The organism is Flavobacterium sp. ABG (assembly GCF_001027725.1).
GTDB classification, from domain to species: Bacteria; Bacteroidota; Bacteroidia; order Flavobacteriales; family Flavobacteriaceae; genus Flavobacterium; species Flavobacterium cupriresistens.
This window is the reverse complement of record NZ_LEKS01000029.1, coordinates 1-24,048: the sequence shown is the minus strand read 5'-3', so window position 1 is coordinate 24,048 and position 24,048 is coordinate 1. Positions and strand designations below refer to the sequence as shown.

Annotated in this window: 16 protein-coding genes; 1 reads left to right on the top strand and 15 read right to left on the bottom strand. The window is 34.8% G+C overall.

Going from position 1 to position 24,048, the window contains the following annotated elements; genetic code table 11:
- Positions 1–2 precede the first annotated feature (2 nt).
- The 12 genes from AB674_RS20875 to AB674_RS23180 form a co-directional block, all read right to left on the bottom strand.
- A complete protein-coding gene (locus AB674_RS20875; protein WP_047779230.1) occupies positions 3–7,430 on the bottom strand; it encodes a hypothetical protein in 7,428 nt (2,475 codons plus the stop codon).
- Positions 7,431–8,732: 1,302 nt separating this feature from the next.
- The gene (locus AB674_RS20870; protein ID WP_047779229.1) at positions 8,733–9,224 is read right to left on the bottom strand and encodes a hypothetical protein; all 492 of its coding nucleotides are present in this window, start codon (positions 9,222–9,224) and stop codon (positions 8,733–8,735) included.
- A 4-nt stretch (positions 9,225–9,228) separates the two neighbouring features.
- Positions 9,229–12,624 (bottom strand): hypothetical protein, encoded by a 3,396-nt coding sequence (locus AB674_RS20865; protein WP_047779228.1) that lies wholly within the window; start codon positions 12,622–12,624, stop codon positions 9,229–9,231.
- Positions 12,624–14,813, bottom strand: coding sequence for a hypothetical protein (locus AB674_RS20860; protein ID WP_047779227.1), 2,190 nt, complete (start codon positions 14,811–14,813; stop codon positions 12,624–12,626). The genes AB674_RS20865 and AB674_RS20860 overlap by 1 nt, the downstream gene beginning before the upstream one ends.
- Before the next feature lie 28 nt (positions 14,814–14,841).
- Entirely contained in the window at positions 14,842–15,342 is a 501-nt protein-coding gene (locus AB674_RS20855) for a hypothetical protein (protein WP_047779226.1), read from the bottom strand.
- A 28-nt stretch (positions 15,343–15,370) separates the two neighbouring features.
- Positions 15,371–15,823 carry a CHAP domain-containing protein gene (locus tag AB674_RS20850; protein WP_047779225.1) on the bottom strand — a complete coding sequence of 151 codons (453 nt, stop codon included), beginning with the start codon at positions 15,821–15,823 and terminating at the stop codon, positions 15,371–15,373.
- The gene (locus AB674_RS20845; RefSeq protein WP_047779224.1) at positions 15,820–16,107 is read right to left on the bottom strand and encodes a methyl-accepting chemotaxis protein; all 288 of its coding nucleotides are present in this window, start codon (positions 16,105–16,107) and stop codon (positions 15,820–15,822) included. Before AB674_RS20845 ends, AB674_RS20850 begins: the two co-directional genes overlap by 4 nt.
- 664 nt (positions 16,108–16,771) lie before the next feature.
- The gene (locus tag AB674_RS20840) at positions 16,772–17,017 is read right to left on the bottom strand and encodes a hypothetical protein (RefSeq protein WP_047779223.1); all 246 of its coding nucleotides are present in this window, start codon (positions 17,015–17,017) and stop codon (positions 16,772–16,774) included.
- A gap of 398 nt (positions 17,018–17,415) precedes the next feature.
- On the bottom strand, positions 17,416–17,616 hold the full coding sequence (locus AB674_RS20835; RefSeq protein ID WP_047779222.1) for a hypothetical protein: 201 nt from the start codon (positions 17,614–17,616) through the stop codon (positions 17,416–17,418).
- Positions 17,617–17,738: 122 nt separating this feature from the next.
- Complete coding sequence (locus tag AB674_RS20830) at positions 17,739–18,452, bottom strand: DUF3164 family protein (RefSeq protein WP_047779221.1); 714 nt, start codon at positions 18,450–18,452, stop codon at positions 17,739–17,741.
- Positions 18,453–18,474: 22 nt separating this feature from the next.
- Positions 18,475–18,753, bottom strand: coding sequence for a hypothetical protein (locus tag AB674_RS20825; protein ID WP_047779220.1), 279 nt, complete (start codon positions 18,751–18,753; stop codon positions 18,475–18,477).
- Positions 18,750–18,884, bottom strand: coding sequence for a hypothetical protein (locus AB674_RS23180; protein WP_262487216.1), 135 nt, complete (start codon positions 18,882–18,884; stop codon positions 18,750–18,752). Before AB674_RS23180 ends, AB674_RS20825 begins: the two co-directional genes overlap by 4 nt.
- Positions 18,885–19,142: 258 nt before the next feature.
- Between AB674_RS23180 and AB674_RS20820 the strand changes: the two genes are divergently transcribed.
- Positions 19,143–19,808, top strand: coding sequence for a helix-turn-helix transcriptional regulator (locus AB674_RS20820; protein ID WP_053004348.1), 666 nt, complete (start codon positions 19,143–19,145; stop codon positions 19,806–19,808).
- A 945-nt stretch (positions 19,809–20,753) separates the two neighbouring features.
- Here AB674_RS20820 and AB674_RS20815 read toward each other — a convergent pair.
- The 3 genes from AB674_RS20815 to AB674_RS20805 all read right to left on the bottom strand — a co-directional run.
- Complete coding sequence (locus AB674_RS20815) at positions 20,754–21,773, bottom strand: proline-specific peptidase family protein (protein ID WP_047779218.1); 1,020 nt, start codon at positions 21,771–21,773, stop codon at positions 20,754–20,756.
- 116 nt (positions 21,774–21,889) lie between these two features.
- On the bottom strand, positions 21,890–22,309 hold the full coding sequence (locus tag AB674_RS20810) for an acyl-CoA thioesterase (protein ID WP_047779217.1): 420 nt from the start codon (positions 22,307–22,309) through the stop codon (positions 21,890–21,892).
- Positions 22,310–22,818: 509 nt separating this feature from the next.
- The coding region (locus AB674_RS20805; RefSeq protein ID WP_047778814.1) for a PIG-L family deacetylase at positions 22,819–24,048 on the bottom strand (1,230 nt) is incomplete at its 5' end.

The following is a 24,048-nucleotide window of genomic DNA, read 5'->3' as shown; positions in this document are numbered from 1 at the left end:
TTTTAAAGATTTATATTTTCTGATTTTAATGCTGAGCCTAAGTTTAACTGTAGGTCTTGTTTATCAGCAGATTTAGTCAAGGGTGTTCCGTCGGTATTCCAGATTCTGTAATCAAATGCAATATCCAGTGGCGTTTTTGGAATAACCTTACTAGCATGCATGATCAGTACCTGTGAATAATCTTTGGAGTACAGTACATGGTAATCCTTCTTTTTAGTATATACTTTCCCGCTACTGTTCTGTGTAATATCTACAACTGCGATGGTGTCTTTGATTTCTTCCAATGGCATTTTTGGAATATTGAACGGCTCCGGATTACGAATTAAAAGGGCTACAATCGTATTGGTAGTGCTATCAATAATTTTATTTACCTCAGTACTTTGAGCCGGATCAAGAGGAGACATTTTCAAGATCCCCTGGATTGCACGATCAAACGAATGCTGGTATTTTAAGATAAGAGGGTCACTCAAAGTCTCAGGACTATTCGAGATTACACCATATAAAGCGTTAATTTGATCCGGAACTAAAGCAAGATTGATGTCATATAATGCCTGGTGCGATGGATCATCATTTAAATAATAACTTTTTATCTGTTCTTTAAAATCTTTGAAACGAGAGGTCTGGAACCCGAATTGATGTACCAATACATTTTTACTCTTGCTGACATTTTCTTTTTTCGTGTCATCAAAGAAGTTATTTACTAAAACCGTATAAAGCTTAGAAGGTTTTAAATTAGTTAAGACGGCATTATAACCATAAGACTTCGGTTTTATAGCTTCTCCAATTGTAATTTGACATTGCATTACAGGATTTCCGACGGTAGGGATTTCATTGGCAGGACTTCCTTTGATAAGATTTCTCAGTAATTGAATGCCCAGGGGAATTCTCGGATCATTATCATCAACCCATTCTGTTTTAGCTTCATCTGGCATTGGGTAGGTTGTGATTTCATCTTTAAACGGATATTCAATAAGAACATCTGTAAGAGGATCTTTGATAACAAGATTTATTGCTCCGGCAATTGCATTATCGTTACTGCCATATTGCTCCCAATTTTTAAACAAATGATAGACATAAGGATTTGAGAAAAATAGCGATATCTTACATTGTTCATTTCCGTAGAAAACAGGTTTAGATTGTAATAAACTTCCATCAGCATAAGGGTAAGAACGGTTATAATCGATGTACTGTCTTAACGAAGTCAGCGGTGATTTGGACAATTCGGTCAGCTCATTTTTTACCGGTGCTTTTTCACCCTCAGCAAGTATCGGATCCGGAACAGGGTAGTGTCCAACTGGACCTAAGGTTTTAAAACCATAATAATAGTTAAAGTCTGTTGTTTTATCATTATTTACTGTATCTGTTAAGACAAAGTTTAAGTAATACGTTGTATTAGGTCTCCAGATTGGCTGAACAGTTTCTTGTATCGCTTTTTCCATGGCTTTGTTATCCTTTCTAATCTCTTCGATCTGTGGAATAGTGGTGTTGTGGAAATAACTTTCTTTACTCAGCCATTTCACACTATGGAGATATGTGGCATAATCTAACTCAGGATCCTCTACACCATTTCCTCCATTATTACAAATGGTATCATTGACCGTAATTATTTTAGAATTCCTGACTCCTCTGTTATAATCCAGCTGTTGTGCAGCTGCCAGTACTGTTGAAAGTGTCGTTTCAGTTGTTAAAACAGAAGCAGAAATAGTTACATCAACAGTTTCTTCAGGATACAAAGCGCAATTCTCAAACTGATCGGTAAACAAGGAGACATAAGCCCCTTTTTCATTCGGTTTAGAAGAGAGCATTATAATTTCGTTCGCAGTAGACGCTTTTTGAATATCAATAATCGATGTGTTATCTTTCTCATCTGTTTTATCTCTTCTTGAAATTAATCGGGTAAGCTTTAATTCTGAGTTGAATACAAACAAATGTTTTTCGCTATAGGCAAAAACAGAATTATTGTTGATGGCCTTGTCAGTTAAATAAACGGCAGAATCAAAAACGGTATCGTGTTGCACAATAGTTACTGAATTTTCTGCAATTTGTGCTAAACCAAATTTTTCGTTGGAGAATTTAACCGTAACAAAAGTTTTCCCGTTTACAAGTGCCGCATCAATAATTTCAGAAATGCCAGTATCCGAAAGTACTTTTGTGTCGGTTACAACAATTGAATATGGAGTAGTATCCAGGCGGAAACGGATAATTTTTTTATCTTTTGTAACCAAACTAAATTCAGTAGCATTATGCTGAAGAAGTTTAATTGCGGCTGCATTAATTTTTACACGTTGCACCAAGGTACGATCGTTTCCTTTTACCCAATTGATCTGAGTTTCGTTTTCTACAGTGTTGATCCAAAGCAATTCATCGTTAGCCAACGGTACTACTTTATTAAAACCTAGAGAATAATTGTTCAGATATTGTACACCGGAATGTAAATTCAAGTCTTCATCAAATTCAGCAAGTGCCATTGCCGCAATTGGCGATTGACAGCCTACAACAAAATCAAGATCAATAATGGCTTCCCCGATTGTTTTGCATTGCGCAGCATTCAGAGCTAAGGTTACCAACAAATTGTCGTTTACCACCTGCATTGACGTAACAGCACCATTTACAAAACGTTCTCTGATTATAGTACCATCCGGATTGATCTGTAACAGAATAGTGGTGGCACTATTCGCTTTCGGATGGAACGATACAACATAGGCGTCCTTGTACTTAATCACTTTGTCAAATACATAAGCGTTTTTTCCGCTGTATCCGTAATATTGTGTGAAAGTAAGCGTACTTGGTGTTCCCGTTGCCAGATCATCATTTCCTGCATCAGCTTTTAAGGTTTTTAATTCAGCCAATAACGTATTGTAAAGCGGGATGTTACCCGGTAAATTGATTGAAACGTTACCTCCTTCGCTGTTATAGCTATCCGTAAATAATTTGGCGATCTCATTTCTGATTTCATAAATACGTTTTCCCTTAGCAGATAAAGGAACGATTACAATCTTATCTATTTTTGTTTTTGAAAGAGGGTTCTCTTCTTCGCTAAATAATTTTATCGGTTGTAGCAATTCAGCTTTAGTATAGATCAGACTATTTTCAATCGTTCCATCTTTAGCTTTTCTCAAATTAATAGGTTCGTAAACAGCTGATTTTGCACCTGCTACAAGAACAGTTGTAAAGGCTTTAATCATGACCTCTTTCGCTTGAGTGGTTATTTCTAAAGTTGGCTCGACAGCAGATTGTGGGAAAATAACTTCCAGCTGATTTTTATTTTGAAAGGATAAAGATCTTCGGTACCTGTGTGGATTTCTCTTTCCGGTGATGTGCATGAAATCACCATTTGCAACTTTATTTTTTTCTACAATTTCCGGAGTATCTCCAATCAATTTAAAAAATAATCCGTTGATCTTTTCTGCTTCGTACTGGGTAGGAACATAATAGCGCTGCCCAATTAGTTTGTTGCGGAAATCAGTAAACTCTTCTTCGATACTCTGCGATTGACAGAATAATTTAGAAGGTGTAATTCCGAATTGCTCAGGAATATGCCATCCAGGTTCTCCGCCACTTAAAAAAGAGAATGGATTGGTTGCTAAAACACGAATACTGTCATATTGGTCAATTGCTTTTTGCCATTGTGCCCAAGGTAAATCCTTAACAGAATTTCGGGCTTCTGTCGTATTTTTGACAACTGCTTCAAAAGGATGGTATTCTTCCCAGGCACCACCATTCCAAAATTTTATTCCAATAGATTCAATTGCATATTGATGTTTAACCTGACGTAACGGCCTGCCGGCTATCTTTTCGATTGGAGGCATCATATCGGTATAATTTTTAGCATCGCCTGTGTAACCTCCGATTTTTGTAGAAAGCTCTTTGTTAGGCAGCAAGCCTTTTGCCATTTTAATATCGATATAAGTATCTAACGGAATTATATTTTTAATGGAAGCTTCAGCAGGTTCACTATTGAAATAATGAAGTGGGAACGCCTGATTTGTTAACATATGAACTCCTTTCACATTTTCCAGTGTTCTATTGTCAGCTCCGTCTCCATGGGTTCCCATAGGAAGTGGACTATACGGCGTTGTATCAATAATTCGGTTAATATCCCATTGAAGTTCAACTGTGAACCTCTTACGAACTCTGAAAGGTCCAATCTTAACACGTACGCTTAGATCCAGTCTGGCATAAATTAAGAAGGGTTTAAAGGATTCAACCGAGAATATGGTATCTAAAACAATTTCTATGTTAATGATCCAAAGTTTGATTTGAATTCCTCCTCCGGCACTGATATAACCACCCATTTGAGGGCGTTTGAAAGAAATTTTTCCGCCTAATTTCAGATAAGCCCATAATCGGACTCTTGCCGGACCGAACCTTTGCTCTACGTTAAAATCCAATTGGGCACCCGCTTCAATTCCTTGGGCAGAAATCATAATAAAGGCCCTGGCAGTAAGCATCTTAAAAATTCTCGCTGTAATAGGGGCTTTTTCAGATCCGATATTGACATACCATGGTCTTTGATTTTTAAAGAAAAACCCTGCTTCTAATAAGGCTTGAAGCTGAAAAATTTCCCCACTGTCTTTAGGAATACTAAAATCGGCACCGGCAGCTAATTCTAAGGAATCGTCACCAAATGCTACCATAGCAAAGAAGGGTGGGTTGCTAGGATCATCTTCAATAAGTCCTAATCGTCCTGCGACCACATTTAATCCTGCTTCAATATAGAATAGAGTAGGCAGCGATAATAATAACATGGCTCTTAGTGATAATACATGTCCACCATCAGCAACGGTTCCAAATGTGGCTCCGGCACCAATAGAGAATGGTGAATTGTATTGCATAGAATCAGGTGGCCCGCTGAATTTTTCAACATTTATTCCCGGCTTAGGAGTTTTGTAAAACGAGTACCAGGAATCGTCTTTTGTTAACCCCGCTGCTTCTTTGGTGGCAACATATCGGAATCCTAATAAACCTCTGAAAGCAGAAATAGCAATAAATCCAAGCGGAATAGGAGTAGGCAGTTCAATGTGAGCGTCTATTAAAAATGCCGGATATTTAGGCATGAAACGCATATCTACGCCTCCCGAAATTTTTGCTTGTGGAAGTTTTAAAGATACCTTCCCTTTAAACTCTTGGTCCACACCAGGATCAGGAAGAGTCAACATTCCATTGATAATAGCGACCGCAGTTTCTTCTGTCGCTGTTCCCGGAATCATCAAATCCACCTCGATGGTTTGAATTCTTAAGAAACTGTCTTTGTGACCTTCTTCTGTACAGTAATAATATTTTACACCCTCACCACGAGCATCAACTCCAAGAGGATTGATACTGATGGCTCCGTCAAATCCCCAAAAGTTGTATTTACGACCATTAATTTGGGTAGCGCCAAAGTTAATGTTAGACACACTCATTTTTACAGGACCAAGATTTAAAGAAATATTCAGCGGAATCGGAATACTTCCACCTTCAAGTTCAATATTTCCATCACTGTAAATACGAAGTTTCTCCAGAATAATCTTCTGGTCTCCCATAAGACTTTTCATTGTTTTATTTAGGAAAGATACCTCACATCCCGTTCCGATGTAATAATCATCGTCTTCCTTTCCTAGTTCGAAACTGTTAAATTTAAAATTCACAAAATCAAACAAGGTAGCTTCCGGACCACCTGCTTTAGGGAATGATGCCGTAAGATTAAAGTCGCCATCATCGTACAAGTGACCTTCGACCCCTACTTGTATCGGTTGACCCGCTTTAGTAGGATGGTTGGATGGATATTTGAATTTATTAATTTCTAATGCACCTTTTATGTTGGAACCAATTACCTTGTTTTGTTTGAACGAAATATCAAATTTGTTGAAACCGACTTTGAAACCTTTGCTTTTAGATCCAATGGTTTTCCAAAGGGTATTGTCGTATAATTCCGAGAGGAAGTTTTGGTACTCTTTAGGACCGGTAAAAATATAGGTTGTTGAAGGTTCAACAGTACTTGAACCTATTGAAGGAAGTGTTGTTAACGATAAAGGATACTCAAAAGCATAAGGTACACCCTTACTGTTTAATTTTTGTAAAAAGACAAGCAGAGATTGATAATCAGCAATTTCTTTTTTGTTTACCACATCACTTTCATCGTTTTTTTCAAACATAGTGATCGGGTAATTGAAATTGAACTTGTCGTTAAAATAATTAAATGCACCCTTTGTACTTGGAACGGTCTCCAGATAAATGTTTCCGGAAAGACCACCTGAACCCACTAATAAATCAGAAGCACCAATTTTTAATGTTGGAGTTGTGTTTTCCGGATTTTCTTCCAGGTTATGAAACCATTTTGAAGGCAAAGTAACCGAAACCGCACGAGCATATACTCCGACAAAATCAGCAGGACGCCCATCAGCATCAGCCTCGGGGATATTTGTTTTTTTACTTAAATCAACTTTTAAACTATCCAATTGGAGTATTAAACCCGTGTTGGCAATCATGGCATAATTTGGCGCCTGTAACGAACCACCCAGTTCAAGTTGATAACCAATTCCGGCTTCAGTATCAGCATACAATTGTGCTTTACCAAATACAAACATTGACTTTTCGCTGCCATCGCCGTATGGAGAACCGTCTCCATAAACTGGTCTTAAAATGTTTCGGGGGAATTCAATACCGGCACTTAGGGCCAAAGTGGCTTTGGCTTTGGGTGTGATAATTTTTTTAATATAAGCTTCGATACCATCGGGAGCGATGATCGCATAGAACTCCTGTAGTTTTTGTTTCGTTTCGTTTAAATCGGATCTTAAAATGTAAACTGCAAACAATACTAATGAAGTCGATTCTGTAAGGGCTGTATTGTTTTCAATAAGTGTAATTACAGTAGAAATGGATGGTTCAACACCCTCAGGGAATTTTAATTTTTGTTCTCCGGAAAGATTCTGAAGTGTATTAATATCTTCTAAAAGTTGTTCGAATTTTGTTCTTCCCGTCTCAGCCTCGACGAAAATGTTCAGCATGTGGGCTACAACTTGCGCTTCACTAATGCGGAAAACTTGTAAACCTACAGTATAAAAATCCTGTACGGAGAAAGAGAAATTGCTTGAACTGAAGGTTTTCAGGAACGCTAAAATCTCCCATTGATACTCTAAAGTAATTGGAAAAGAGGAGATCGAAGTATCCTCGATAAGATTTGGATTTAGTACAAGGCCTAAATCAAATGGCAAAGGAAGAGCCAGTTTTTTGCTGGTTACAATATCAAGACTATAAAAAGCGGAGTCACCACGATATCCTTTTGAGTATTGCAGGTTTTTATAATGTATCTTATCAAAAATGGAATTTAGACCGTTTTCGACAAATGACAAAAACTCGGGTAAATCATCTACAGTGATTATCTCAGATAATCGCGGATAATACCTCGGCGTAGGAACCGGAACCGCTGGAATTGGATTAGTTGGCATATTCTAATTTGTTTTTGACTTTAATTTTGTTCGTATGTTGTAGGATTAAATTCGGGTTGTTGCAACCAAATAAAGCATTCAAAGAAGCAATCCATTATTTGGATTGCGATGGGTTTGCTACTTTTTTTGTTTTAAATAATAGCTCCAAAAAACAGTTGAATTTGATCAGTTGCGAAGTCTTTTTCCCTTTTGATAGTGTAAAGGTGAGCCTAAATTTAGACTTTAAAGAATTTGTGCTTAGCGCTCTGACATTGCTGTTCTGCGACTTTACAAGGTTGTAAAGCAAACGGATATTGTTGAGGTTGGGAGTATACTTTTTGAAGACTAATTAAAGAGAGAAGACCTCTGTAGTTTTAAGTTTTCGGGTGGTTTTTTCTCTATCTTTTTTAAGGAATTGGTTGAAAGGAAAAATGCACGAGAGAAGGTTGTACTTGAGGGAATAGTTGCTAGTATAAGACGATTTTTAAGAGTAATTTCGATACTGTTTATCGAAATACAATTGTTGACGCATCTTGCTGCATCAATTTAAAGTGTTTGTCTTTAATTTCTACTCTTGCAGTTATAGTTGTCTGTGGCAAGATACCCACAATTTCCCATCTTTAGGATGTAGTGAAAAGTCCAGTTATCGACTATTATTTTACTTTGTTTTTTCACCCATTCGTAACAATTGAAAAGTTCCAATCGGCCGATTATTTTTTGATGTGTTGTTACTTTAATTCGGTTGTGATTTTGGCTCATTTTTGAAGTAGTTTTTTTTGATTTTAAATATGTACAGGCGTTTAATGAGCTCATGAAAGGGATCGCCATCGCTATCCTAGCGGATCTTGGTGTTCAGAGAAGCAAGTTTTAGTAAATGCATTCCTAACCAAAATGAGTTGCTTAAAAATGGATTAGTGGCATGACAATAGGATTTCATTTTACAGTGTTGTAAAACGAACGTATATCAGATAAGTCTGACTTTAGAAAAAGTCAAATAGAGTAGGGGAATTTACGATTATGGGGTGCTAAAAAAGAGGTTTTATAAATCTAAATTTTTTCAAGTTTCTTAGATTGTCTTTTTTTGGGAGAGAAGAGTAAGGGCTAAAATACCTCTCAAAGATTTTTGTCTTTGAGAGGTGTTTAAGATTTTGTGCTCAATCTGGATACACGATTTAAGAGATGTAAATAAGTTGTGTATAATCAGAGATATTTGTAAACTTTTTAGAAGAATATTTTTGGAGCCATACAACAACCATGATAAAAGGGAACATTTTAGAGTGGTGTCATAAATTCTCTTTTTTGTTTTTAAATTTATATACCTCTTTATTTAACATAAACTATGTTAGGTTGATTGACATATATCGAATGTTGCAAAGCTGTTTTTAAAAGCCCCATATAATGAGCTAATGATTCTCCATCACTTTCAGAAAAATCGTTTTCAAATATTCCGTAAAATCTTAAAAATGTAGTGGTACTATCATGTAAATTGATAAAATTTGATATACCTCCATATTGATTTAATAGATCTTGCTTTTCATTATTCAGAGCGGGTATTAAATCATCTTTTATAAAAGCGATAGCTTCTTGTATTTCAGAAACTACAAAATGGGCTTCTTGGTTATCGGATGTCAAATTACCTTCGGGTAAATCATAATCTACTCTATACGTCCATTCTGACAGAGTAGCATCAAATAATTTTTTAGCCTTTACTATATCTAATTGTACAGCATAATACATACACAACGCAAAAGTGCCTAAATCAAAATGAATTTCTTCATCATTATATTCAAAAAATATTGCTCTTGATCTTACCATGGTTTTAAAATTTATTTTTTAGTGATTGATATGAACTTTCTATTAAAATATCTTTAGTAGTATTAAGCGTTTCCGGATGTATTTTTAGAAATTCATCGATATTATAATCAGGTTTTATTTTTAATCTAAATACTGAAGGCAATTCACTTTCTTTAATTCCGGTCCTTAAATTAGTGTAAGTTATTTCTGCTCTAAATGCATTATTTTTAATTTTAGATGGCAAGTTATTTAATGCAGGAGTATTTAAAATATAATTTTTAAGATCAATACCTTCGTCTGGCAAGTCTCTCATGTATTGCACTAATTTTATTTTATCTTTCCCAAACTTATGCTGATCTGAACCTAACTTCATACTAATTATTTTATCAATTTTACCAGTACTGGTATCAATTAATAGTCCATCTAATTCCTGCACAGTTTTGGGAGTAATTTTTACATTTTTAATATCGTAAAATGCAAGATCAACACCCAAATATACATTTTCAGTACTACTTACGGTTTTTTTTAGAAATGGTATTGCAGGTATTTCTACTAATTCGCCATTAGACCAGCGACCACCATTAGCCAAAAAACTGACTGCTTTCACTTTTTTTGTTGGATCTGTAATCAAACTTGCTCCGTCAGAACTGTTGATTATTTTAATTTTACCTGCTTCTAATGGGACTTGTAATTGTGTTATAGTTTTATTATCAAGGTTGTTTATTAACCAAAAGTCTTTGTTATTTTGTAACATTAATCTTTTGACTCCATCTACGTTTATTATTTCAATTATTTTTTCAGGATTTTCGACAAATCTATTAAAATAAATCCCTTCTTCATTTACAAATGTATCTAAAAACCAAGCTCTACTATTAATTTTTGCTCTTTCTAAAATTTCTCGTGCCGGAATTTCAGTGTAATACTTTTTATAAGCATTTGTTCTAGCAGTATTTGAAATAAAAGATATCTCATTTCGTTCTATTACGTTTAACTGTTTTAAGGTTTCCCAATTGTCAAGAGTACTTGTTTTGTTTAAAGAGTTCCAAAATTTAGTTTCAACATCTTTTATCTGACCAAAATCTCTATAGAAAGCTCTTTTTAGGTCATCATTATAGTTGGCATATCTAGTTGTTATTACATTTATGTTTTCAAGTTGAGGTAATGTCGATAATTTTGTTTCAAAAGAAACTACATCTTTAGCCTTTTCACCAAGAAGTGTTTGCATTACAGATTTTATTTCTGCAGGCATAGCAATTGTTCCGGCGGCATCGATCAAAGCATACTCAGCTGCAGACGCTGCTTTATATCTACAATAAATAGTTCCTCCGCCAAATGCTAAAGCAATATAGAGGAAGGCTTTATTTGTCTCTTCACGTGCTTTTCTTTGTTCTTCTGTGGGTAATAATGTAGCATTATATTGACCCAAAGCATATATTGTTGAGGCTGTAATTGACGTCGTAAATGAACCAGCTTCAAGGCCTGTCCAGACTAAAACCTCTTCTGATGCAATTAGTTCTCCACCTAAAGCAGCACGAATTTTTGTAAAATACTTTAAATGTTGTAAATGTTTTAGTTGCGTAATACCTCCAAAAGTAAAAAACAGGACAACTTCTATTCCAATGGTTACAGCTAATGCTATTTTAGTATCAATTTTTAATAGTCTTTTATAATCATCTGAATAGTAAAACAAAAATGCAGGAATTGGTTGGTTATTTGGCAATAATGTTCTATCGTCTGTTTGATGTCCAAGAAGCGTTATTGATTGATATAAATGATATTGAGTAGGAATTGATTCATTTTTATCTAAACTTGGAGCGTCTCCTAAATAATGGCCATCACTACCCAAGTATAAATTGGTAGTACTAACTTTTTTATTAATAGTTACTAGTTCTTTTTTTAGTGTTTTATCAGTTATGTAATTTATCCACGTATTAGTTTGTAATGGCATTGCTTCATCACCAGAGTTGACAGATGAAATTCTGCCACATTCTAGAACTATTGATTTTAAATGACCATCTTGATGTTTATAATAATTATTTCCATCTGTAAAAAAGAAAGATTCTGTATTTACATCATCAGATGCATTAAGCAAATTATATTTTGATACTTTCCATAATTCATAAATACCATAAATAAATGCCATTCTATTCGTCTTTTCATCTGCAATCCAACTCGCAATTGGTATTCTTTGGATTCTAGCATCATCTAACATGTGAAATAAACAATCAAAATTTGTATTTACACCATTCTCCATTTTTAGTAGAAAATCTAAAAAATCATTTGCTTGATTTTGTACTACAGATAAGATCAACCTTACAATAAACTGCTCTTCAGTTTCTGTAATATTTCTTATTTTTATAAAAAACAATAATGTTTTTTTTATAATCTGAATTGGCAATGCAGAAAGAGCATTAATAGGAAGTACTTCTAGTAAATATTCGTATTTTATTTCTTGGGGAAATGTTGATAATGTATGTGGTATTTTATAGGTTTTGTTGTAGAAACTTACTAGTGCAATGTAATAATATTCTAAATCTGAATAAGATGTTTGCTTGTTAAACATTGGAGATAAATTACTTCTATGTGGTAAAGTAGAAGTAGAATCATAATAATATCCCCAACTTTTTTTCAATAAAAACAACATTTGCTCAAGATCAGATAATTTGCTTAAATCGGGATCAATATCATTGGCGGTAGCTTCTAAAACTGCTTCAGAGGTACTATTTATCAATAAATTTGGAAATATATCTTTGACGATTTCTCTAATTTTAAAAATAATCAGTATGGTTATTTTTTTTAACTTTCGCTTGTCATAATTGCTAGAATGTTGATCAATAAAATCACCTAAGTTTTTAGCATAAAAATGATAACCTGGCGTATTTATTTGACTTGTGACATCAATAGTTGATGAAGTAAAGTTAAGAGGCAATCTTAATTTATAGTCAATTTTTTCAAAACCTTCTGTTGTTGATTCGGCATAACTTCTAATTCCTTTTTTATCTATAGTACTTTCAATAGTAAAATTGTATTTTTTTCGATCATAAAATAAATTGTAAGGTGCATCAAAATTGGTAACATTGACAGAAATGGAGTTTCCTGCTTTAGCAATAAATTTATCAAAATTGAACTTATGCTTATAAATCATATCGTTTCCAAGAGGAATATCTGGGCCAGTATTTTCAATATATTTTAAAAATTGTTTTTCGTCGTAAAAGCCGTCGATTAAATCGGATCTTTTTCTGTCAGCCGTTTTAAACTTTGACTTATTATAAAAAACATATTTTTTTGAAACAGTATTTTTTTGGTTATTAATTGTTTTATGTGTGAATTCAATTAAAAAACCTTCAATATCGAACCTGATATTATTGAAATCATCGGTAAGCATTACTGGTATGCCTGATTTGTATAAAAGTACTACCATTATTCTATTTCTTTATTTATAATTAAATATGTGCTTTCTAATTCTTGTTCTGGCATATACTCACTATACCCCTTGCTAAAATGATAGTATCGATCAAGTGAATACACAAAAACAGGACTTTCTGGTTCAGACAATTCATTTTTGCCTTCAGTGTTCTCCGCTACGATTGCGACTTTGTATTTCTGATATTTGATGTTCTCCGGAGAAACCAATTCATTTCCATCTGCAAAAAGATCAATTAAAAACAGACGGGGATTCTTTTTGTCGCCGGTGATTAATGTTTTGATGCTGTTGTTTTCATCCTGGGTTAATCCGAGAATAATTTTGTTTGGGGTAGAACCATCTAAGGTTTTTAGTTGCAGTCCTGTAATGGTTTGCGTACTGTCTGTAAACAATTTCAAATCATAGTAATAAGGCTCCGGTAGCTCATAAGTTTTAGTCTTTGTTACTGTGCCACTTGCAGAAGCTGTTGTTTTCGTATCCGGAGTTGTGCTTCCGGTGGCAGAGATGGCATTGTTCATCACATCGCCGGCTTCAGTAAGATAGGTTACACGCTCAACGACAGGCTTTTCGGTAATTCCGGTTTCAATCACATCATTTACAGTCAGCGTCTGTACTATCGAAATACCTTGTTGCTTTTTATCGTAAAAGGCATTGACAATGTTCAGTTTTTCAGAAGTCATTCTCGAATAACTTTTATCACCGCTTAGGGTTAATAAAGGTTCCGAATGGATCAAACTAAAGACATCATCAAAAAAGTTAGTCTGTCCGTATAAAATGACAGGATCTCCATTTTCATCTTGCGTTGTTCCGGCGGTGTACAGACTCACTTTTCCGTGATAAAGTAAGATGTTTAGTGCAGCAATATTTTTGCCTTGCACAGCAGGAGTAGTAAGCTGAATTGTTGAAGTCAGGTCACCATAATTCCCTTCTTCATCAGGTGGTAATCGCAGACCATCGACGTTAATAAAATTGTCTTTTTGAGCATTGGCAACTTTGGCGATCTGTCCGTAAAAAGTAGCATTGTTATTGTTATCGGTTGAAAGTTGGAAATAAAGGCTATTAGTTGCAACTGTGTTGGCTTGTGTTTGGTCGTTGATCAAAACAGGCCAGTCAAATGTACCGTAAGTACTTTCGGTCATCGGAACAATTTTTGTTGTCGGATCAGCTAATAATCCTGATTTAAGGTTTCCAGTTCCTTCTTTGATTTTGTAGTTTTCGTAGAAATCATAACTGCGCGTTCGATCGCTTTGGATATAAACGTACCAGTTGTTTTTGGTGTAAAAGTTACTGATGATACTATTGTAAATTTCAGTACCCTTTTTACTTGTTTGTGTTCCGGCTGAAACAATATTTACTGTATCTTCAGGGACAAATAAACCGTAGAAAGCAGCAATATCAATAAACTGTGTACTTTGTTCGCGCTCTAATTTTTGTTTGTAAGGAGTTGTTCCTGTAACGGTGATCGTAGCAAATGGTTTACGAGCATACCCTAAATCAAAAACAAATTCTCCATTATCAAAATTATGCTGATAATCTCCGTAATTTAAGACAACGTCAATTCCACATTCTCCGGATGCGAAATTCCCCAGTGATTTTCCGATATCAATTAGCGGTAATTCAAAGTTGTTTTTTTCGGTAAGATTACCATTGATATCTTTAAATTCAGATTCTTTAAAAAACAAACTGGAAAGCAAAGTACTGTCCGGAATTGCTGAGTCAAAACCGATATGTTTGGCAAGAAAGGCAGGAGGTGGAATTGGTGTGGTGGTGTCCCCGATTTTTTCCACACGACCTTCATGAAAAGCGATAAAGTCTTCGTTTATTTTAGTGATAAAATCAGAATTTACAGCTTTGTTGTGGGGAATAATTTTGGGTTCAGAATCTGTTGTAAAGAAATCAGCTCTTTGCAAACCTCTATAGACAAAATACTTTACATTCAATCCCGGAAATGGCTGTTTGTAAGGGCGAAGTACAAGGTTTACTTTGTCGGTAGCCGCTCCGGTTTCCGGATTGATTTGTGGCTGAATCAAAACAACTCCTTTACAAATGGAATATGCTTTTTTGGGAGCGTTTAAAGTAAATTGAGAAGTTAGGTTGAATTTGGAGCTTGAGAGCGGGCCAAAAGCTTGTTGCTGACTTTGCGTAAAGCCTCCTGACTCCACGAAAAAATGAGACTGTGCTGACATATTGTGAGGTGTTATTTTAAAAGTTTATCTATTGAAACCACAAAGGCTTGTAAATTTTGTAGACGAATCTTATGACTAGAAAGAGTACTACTATAAAGAGCAGTCTCCCGAGCCAGATTTGTAGTTTTTGCCAGGAAGTCAAATGATTGACAAATTTTGTCGTTTGGATTGTTTGTACCTCTGCTTCTTTTATTTGTTGTGATTTCCAGCGGGCGTAGAGTTCCTGCTCTTTCAGTTCACAGTCTATGGCGATTTTATTGTTATCGAGACGAACCTTTGGGCTTTTTAAAGTGCGCCCTGGTTCGGCCTGAGTAACATTCTTAAAAACGACTTTCCCGTTTTGGCATTCTAATAATGCTTTGAAGGAACTGCTGTCTTTTTGAATTTTAAAAACAGTATCGTGTACCGTTTCTTTAAGGGTTATGATTTTTGTTTTTTCTTCACTCAGAACTGGCTTCGGGCTCTTGCACGAAACCAGCACTAAGATTGAAAAAAACAAAAAAACAGTACGGTTTAGTTTTTGGGTCATGTTGTGGTTTGGGTTTGATTAGTGGTGTTTACAGTCTTAAAAAGCCTTTAATGCTTTTGATTTCTCTTTTTCTTTTAGAGACTTTGTAGCCTTCGCGTCCGCCAATATCGTTGGTGTTGCCTTCAATAGTAAAAATGGCAGAAGCCGTTACCCGGTCTACGATTCCGGTATGTCCCGTTCCGTTTTTAAAATCGATAATAAAAACATCACCGGGTTGAGGTTTTGTTTGTAGTAGTAGCGGTCTGGAATTGTATTGGTCTAATACGCCTGCTGTTTTTTTGAGCGGATTTTTCATTCCCAATTGCAAAGCTGCTTGTTGAGTGCTCCAGTAAACAAAAGCCATGCACCACGGATATCCTTTTCCGAGACCAACACTTCTGAGGTAAATTTCTACTTCCGGTCCGGAATTGCTGTTTCTTGGCATTTCTTCAACACCAACCTGAGCAAGAGCAATTTCTAAGGTTTTTTGAGCTAGTGTCATTGCTGTTTTCCGTTTAGTTGTTTAAATTTTTGTAATTCATCTACCAGCTGCTGATTGATCAGCATTAATTCTCTGTGCTGTGTTTCCATATTTTTTATTGTTTCGGTAGCAGCGGTCAGTCGGGCGGTAATGTCGTCAAGTAAGTCACGGTAATATTTTACGGCACTTACGGCGTTGTCAAGTTCGGCAGCTCGGTCTTGAGCTAATGATTTTCTCATCGAGAAAAACCAGGTAATAAATGCGGCAAAAAATGCGGTAAGAGTGGGGTATAAAAACGGCTCCATTAAATGTTTGTGTAAAATTTTGTACTAGGTTAGAAAGGTTTTTTGGGAAACAGCTGTAGTGTTTTTTAAAGAATATACAGCCTGAATTTTCCGATCTAATTTCGACAGCTGTTTCCTTTTGAGACTGCAAATATTGACTAAAAAAAGGCCTTAAAAAAACGCATGCCAGGCTGTCGGACATTTGTATTCTAGGACTTTACAGAGTTGTTTTGCAAATGAGGAATTGTCTTTGTTTAAAAACCTGAACTCGATTAAAATCCAAAATTTAAATTATTGTTTGTTGGTATTTAATATCCGTTGGATGCAATTAATTTTAACACATAGAGACATAGTTAACAAAGCTTAAAAAGACGTTTTACTTTAAATAAATCACATGAGACTATGTGAGAAAATTGTGATTTTCATAAAACTTTTCCAATTGTAACTTGCAAATCTATGTTTCTATGTGTTAAAAAATATTTAGGTAAAGTACCCCCAACGGATTATTTAATAGATCTATTTGTTTCCTTTAAGGTCTTTTTTGACCTTGTAGGAAAACGACAATACATAAATCAGTAACTTAATAATCGAACTCAGGTTAAAAGGAAAGGAGGTCGTTTTAGAAAGGAAAAAAAGCGGAACATTAGAAATTTAGAATCGGACGGATTCTGATTTCTATGATTTATTAAGAAGGCTTGATTTGGCTTTTCATGAGCTCTTCAATTTTCTTAAGTTCAACGGTTACCGAGGTACAAAGAACTTCATACAATGTGGTACGTGATATTGGATAAACTGGATAAACGTATTTACGCCAGACTACAGTTGTCGGAATATCTTCTGTTTTATGTTTTAAGTACAATTCTTTGATAAGCTTATAGCGTAGTAATTTATTTTTTTGAATGCCGAGACTTCTGTTGCTTGATATAGACATGATAATAGGATGTGGTATTAGTGAAAGAATAAGAGAAAAGAAATATTTTTAGACAGAAACAATTCTGCCTTGTCATTTGAAGGAGAATAGTTTACTAAATGTGTACTGATTTTATTGAGATCAGAAACCATTTGATTCTTCTTTTAAAATCAAATGGTTTCTGCTTTTTCTGATGGCGAAACAAATAGCCCACGTTTGTAAATAATTTGAGGCCATAGTTCAGACATGACAATCCTGTTCTGTAGCCCGTTAAGACATAGAGCAGTCTGAAAATAATAGTTTTGTATGTGTTGTTTTTAAACAGCGAAACACTGTTTTTTTATAGCACCAATTCGTAGTTTAGAGGCAAAGTGGCGGTGCGTTTTTACAGAATTTTGAATTCCGGAAAGAGCTCATTGTTAACCTTTATAGGTCGCTTTAATGTGTTTTTTAAATCTTGGATTTTTAATAACACTAGTTTCATACTGATAAAAAGCCTCACGCTCCTTGAGGGACAAAGCATTTTTAGAATTCCAGTTTCCAAAGCTGTCCTTAAATACGGTATGAGTATTTACCTCATAGCTTTCATGATCCGTTATTGGTTTTATTTTTACGCTCATTTCTGTATTGTTTAAAAGTGGTGTTTATTTTAAAATGAAACCAGTCACGAAATATAAGGATTGGTTTTAAATTGGTTACAATTAGTAAAAAAGCTAAAAGCAACGATGCATAAATGTCATTATTAGGCAGCATTTGTTTGTTCGTTTTGTTGGTTAAAGAAATTAAAAGCGTATCCGTGTAAAAAATCGACAGCAGACATAGAGAGTGGAATAGTAGTTCTTGTACCGTTTTCGTTAATGGTATTTGCCTCAATGAACCAGCTTGAACGCACAGGTTTAAAGGACGATGCAATGATTTCTACACCGTCTGTAAATTCTTCATTATTAAATTCTTTGGTAAGTTTCTGAAGTTCGAGAACTCTGGAACCTTTTAAATTTCCCTTTGCATCTTTTTTAAGCAGATTGAAAACAATTTTGACAAGAGAAGCGGTTTCTTTGCTTGTAGAAAGGGACGAAATGTAATTTTGAACTTTTTCGATTCCAATTGTTGCAGTATCGTCCCAGCCTTCATTAATGCGATATCCAATTGTAATTTCTTCTTTATCATTAGAAAAAGTATGTGACATTTGTTTTTCCTTAAAACCGTAAACCTGATTTTTTAAATCCAGAATGGTTTCAAAAAGCTGAAACGTTTCTGTTTTTACTTTGCTGATCATTTCTGAGGTTTTGTACAATTTTAAAAGTGCTTTTGGAATTGTTTCAGCCACTAGTTTTTTGTACGCTTCTCTTTCTTCATTCTTCTTATTTTCGATTTTTATTAGGGCTTCTTTTAATTGTTGAGCAGAAAATTGAGCTAAATCGATGGTTTTATTGGTCGTAATAGTTGAGGTGTTCATAGTTTCTTTAGGTTTTAAAATTTTAGGATGCGATTTCAGTTTCTTCTTTAAACGGATCTTCGTAATACGGTTTGAAATGGTACAGTAGTGTCTGTTGTGAAATGTATTTTATTTTGCTTTCAATTTCCTTTGAAACCGGTCGGGGAGTTGCCCTTTCATTTTCCAGAATGTGCATCAATTGAAAACGTTCTTGATTAATGCAGATTCTTTCTCCCGATGTAAATGTTTTTTTTCTTTCTGAACAGAACTGAAGAGCCAGATATAACAGGGCAATACGTTCTTCGATTTGTTTTTTACTCATGATTTTTTCTCTAAAATGGTTTTTAATTTTTTTATATCAGATTCTATTAAATTTCTTTCAGCACTGTTTGGATTTTGAATTAGCCAATTTTCCAGTTCGTGGATTTTTTCTTCAATTTGATTAGTATTCATTGTATAGGATTAAGAATTAAGTTGCTTTTTTTGTTTTTGAATGTTCTTAAAAGTTTTACTTTATTAAAATCGGTTCTCATTTATGGTCACTTTTATGCTACTTTTATTTTAATGTTTTTTGAAGACTATTATTTTTTTGCTGAAATATTTTATTTTCATTCTTTTATTTCTTTACTTTGCAAATGTAGTGTAAAATAATACATCAAAACAAATAATTAACGTAAAATAATACATCTTTTTATGGGCTCTACTGAAAGAATGAAAGAATATCTTGATTATAAAGGGGTTACGCGCTATAAGTTTTGCAATGATTTGGGCTTTTCTAATAAGTTTTTAGACAATAGTAGTAATATGGGAACAGATAAAGCGTGTAAAATATTACAGCATTATCCGGAGATAAATTCAGAGTGGCTGCTTACGGGAAACGGACCAATGTTAAAAGAAAGTAACACAGATATCGTTATTATGAACAATAGCCGAAAAACCATTGATTCCTTGCATTTGAGTCAGGAAATACCATTGTATGATCTTGAAGCTGTTGCCGGCTTAAAGGAGTTGTTTAAGAGTGGAAAACCACAAAGAATTCTGGATACAATTAAGATTCCGAATCTTCCAAAATGTGACGGAGCTATTTCGGTGACCGGAGACAGTATGTATCCGTTACTGAAATCGGGGGACATTGTATTGTATAAAGAAACTGAATTTGAGAATATCTTTTTTGGAGAAATGTATCTTTTAAGTGTGAAGTTAAATGACTGGGAAGAATACATTACCGTAAAGTATGTTCAAAAATCAGAAAATGGACAGGATTTTGTAAAACTTGTAAGTCAGAATTCACATCATCAGTCTAAAGATATTCATATTTCAAAAATTTCAGCTTTGGCACTTATTAAAGCAAGTATTCGTATCAATACGATGATGTAACGCAACTTTGTTTTCTCAATTGAGTATAAAAAAATCGCAATTTCATTTATTTGAGATTGCGATTTTTTTATGCGAATTCACTTTTTAGGAGTACAAATAAAGCAAGTTTAAAAGTTGTAGTGAAATTTGTAAAACTGCTATTCAGCAAAATTAACAGATCTTGTGTTTTGTTTTATTATCGGTTTTCAAGTCTCTATTTTTCGCCTTTTCTCTTTGTACCTCTGTCTCTTTGAACCTTTGAACCTGATCCATAAAATCTGGAATAAAAAAACACAAAAAAAAGATTGTGAATGACTGTCGGACATCAGTATTCTATGACTTTGCATAAGTGCAAGGACAGTGAACAGTTGTCTTTTTTTTAATGATAATTGACTCATCTTTGCTGTGAAACTAGGGCTACATCCGGATCATTTGTTTTGTGAGATAAAAAACGATTGTGATTTACAACAAAGAAGTAGTGCTTTGTAATTCATTTTTTATCAATGGCTTTTAGTTCTTTTAAGTCTTATTTATTTCTATACTTCTTTCTGAAGTTTTGGGTCGGCAATCTTCGCGCGACGGTTTTATTTCATAGTCTTCATTGACTTGGAGTTAAAGTGGAATTACGTTCGTATTTACTTCTTTTTTACGGATAATGTCCCCGTTTCAGGCTGCTATTTTCTTAAGGTAAGAAAGTAGCAGCTTTTTGTTATTTTTTCTGTTGTGTTTTGCATGCTGTATAAAACGAATTTTGATCAAGTCCTAAAGTTTTAGATTAGTAAAAATCTCGCAAAGCCACAAAGTTTAAAAAGGTTATGTATTCCGTTTATTCTTTCGTCTAAAAAAAACTCCATTATTTCTAATGAAGTTCTTTTACAATTAATGAGTATAATTTTTTGTCGTGTAATTTAAGGAACAGTATCTGAGAAACATTGTTCCTTATATTGTTTGGATTAGTGTTTAATGCTAAAATTTATTGGTGTCAACATCAGTAATGAATTGTGTTACTCCTTTCATAAATACTTGCTGATCATCCCACATGGCAAGATGACTTCCGTTTGGGCAATATAAGTATCGTCCTTTTTGAACTAGTTTACTTTGTTCTTCCATTGCTTTTGGATCCATTGTATCGTATTTTGCTCCAATCATTAGGGTTGGAATTGTAAGTTCATGCAAACGATTTTTAATATCCCATTTTGCCAGGCGACCACTTATTCCAAATTCGCTTGGACCTTGCATTATCGTGTATATTGCTCCATTGGTGTGTTTGATGGCACGGTTTAATCCGTCTGGCCATTCTTTTAATCTGCACAAATGTTCTTGGTAAAAATTAGGGATAAGAAGTTCCATATATCTTGGGTTGCCAAAGTCTTTTTTTGCTTCTAATGCTCTTACTTCTGCCAGAACTTCAGGTTTCATTTGCTTTGCCAGAACTTCATCTGCGTATTTACCATATTCCGGGGCGCTGGCCATCATATTAGAAATAAGGAGACCTTTTAGGTTTTTCTGATACTTTAATGCATATTCCATCGCCAGAATTCCGCCCCAGGAGTTTCCTAAGACATAAAAGTTAGTATGGTCTGCATTAATAGCTTTGCGAACTTGTTCTACTTCTTCTACAAATCTTTCTGTTGTCCAAAGAGTGCTGTCTTTAGGTTGATCACTGTAGTAAGAACCTAGTTGGTCGTATTCATAAAATTCGAAACCTTCGCGTTGAAAAAATGTCTCAAAGCACTCCATGTACTCATGTGTCATGGCTGGTCCTCCATGTAGTAGCAATACTTTTATTTTTGGATTATTGCCAAAACGTTTTGTCCAGACTTTAAATTCTCCAACCGGTGTTTTTATCGGAATCATTTTTACACCTGCAGTTTCTATTGATTCGTTTGGTTTGTAGGTAAAATAATTGGCGAGAGCATCTGATTTGCTTTCGTTTTTACAGGAAACGAAAAGGATAATCGTCAGTAAGAAAAGGATTGAGCGCATAGTTCTAGAGTTAAAAGGTTATGGTAGCGGATAAGTTTCTTTACGCTAAAATACGAATTAAATTTAGATGTAGAATTTGTAGTATGGGGGAGTGGAATTAATATTGTTGGGAAGAATTATTTAATTTCCAATACCGGCGCATCAGTAAAATTAGCTTTGAGTTCTTCCGGTAAATAGGGTCTGCCTCCAGTAGCTGGAATACAGGTTCCGGTGAATAATGCGGAAGCCATTATTTTTCCATTTTTTAGGATTGATTGTTTAAAATGCAATTTTGGTAGTCCACTAGGATCTGTAAAAACAGCACAAGTCACGTCAAAATTATCGTCTTTTTTAAGTGAACGAATAAACTTAATGCTGTATTCGGATAAAACCATAAATACGCCGTTTTCTGCTTGTTGTACGAAATCAAAACCTAATACCTCTTTGATGTAAGCGTGACGACATTCTTCCATATAAAAGGGATAGTACAGGCCATCCATAATTCCTTGAACATCTATGTGTTCGCCTGCAGCAGTGTAATTCTTTGAATATTCCATTTTTTGTAAAGTTAAATTTAGTTTGAAACGTATTTTTGAAGCGTTTATTGTAGAATAATACTACTAAAAAACGCGTTGTTTAGTTTGTAAAACGGGTATGTTTCAGCGCTAATTTAAAAATTAAAACGCTTTAAATGCAATTATTCTTAGTTTTTTGCCACAGATTAAAAGGATTAGAATGATTTTTTCGCCACTAATTACTAGGATTTTCGCTAATTTTTTTGTGTGCCGGAAAATTAAATCATCTTACCTCCTTAATTTTTTATCCAACTTTTTTTAAGTCATAGTAAAAAAGTAATTTTTGCCTCGTATTTTTTTAGTTAGCCACAGATTAAAAGGATTAAAATGATTTTTTTAATCTGTGAGAATCCTTTTAATCTGTGGCAAAAAAAAAGCCACGAATCACACCAAGTATCCCGAAAATAAATTCGCGAAAATTCGTATAATCCGTGGCTAAAAATTTTCCTAAACTCAGAACCTTAGGAGCTCAGAATCTTAGCACCTTCTACCTAGTAATGCCATCTCACAAAAGCTTCCATCGCTGCATAAGTCGCTAGACCTAATTGCTGATACAAAGCTGCTGTTTCGTGGTTTCGGTCTTCGGCTCTTTGCCAAAATTCTCTGGCATCGGTTCCCTGAAAAACAACACCGTCTTTTTGTGATTGGTGTTTGAAGATTCCATGACGTTTTGCCAAAACCTGATCCGGACTCATAGGTACCGCCATTTCTACTTCGTCAATACCCCATTCCTGCCATGCACCACGGTACAACCATAACCAACAGTCGTCCATAAATGATTTTGGTTTTAAGGCTTTAACGGCTTCAAAAATAGCATCTAAACATACTTTATGTGTTCCGTGCGGATCTGCTAAATCTCCTGCAGCATAGATTTGATGTGGTTTAATTTTTTCAATTAAATCCATCGTCAATTGAATGTCTTCTTGTCCGATTGGTTTTTTCTCGATGGTACCTGTTTCATAAAATGGAAGCTCCATAAAATGAATCTGATCGTCTGTTAAACCAACAAAATGACTTGTTGCTCTTGCTTCTCCTTTTCTGATTAGTCCTTTGATATAACGTACTTCAGGGATGTCAATTTCGCTGTTCTTTTTATTTTTTAAGAAGTTAACTGCTTTTTCATAAATCGCATCGGCTTCCGGGCTTTTGATTCCGAATTTCTCATTGTAATCAATTACGAAACTTGCAAAACGCAAGGCTTCATCATCGGCAACGGCAATATTTCCCGAAGTCTGGTAGGCTACGTGCACTTCATGCCCTTGCTCTTGCAAACGCATAAACGTTCCTCCCATACTGATAATATCATCATCAGGGTGTGGACTAAAAAGCAATACACGTTTTCTGGCTGGCTCCGCTCTTTCAGGACGGTTGGCATCGTCTGCATTTGGTTTTCCACCTGGCCAACCTGTAATTGTGTTTTGTAATTTATTGAATATCTTAATATTAATATCATAAGCAGGACCTGAATCGGCCAATAAATCACTCATACCGTTTTCGATATAATCGGCATCGGTAAGCATTAAAATTGGTTTTTTAAGATCAAGCGCTAATCCTAAAACAGCTTTACGGATTAATTTATCACTCCAGGTTACTTTTTCTACCAACCAAGGTCTGTTGATTCGCGTTAGTTTTGAAGACGCTTCTTTGTCTAAAACAAAAACAGCATTATTGTGTTCCTGTAAAAACGAAGCCGGAATCTGATTGGTCACCTCATCTTCAAC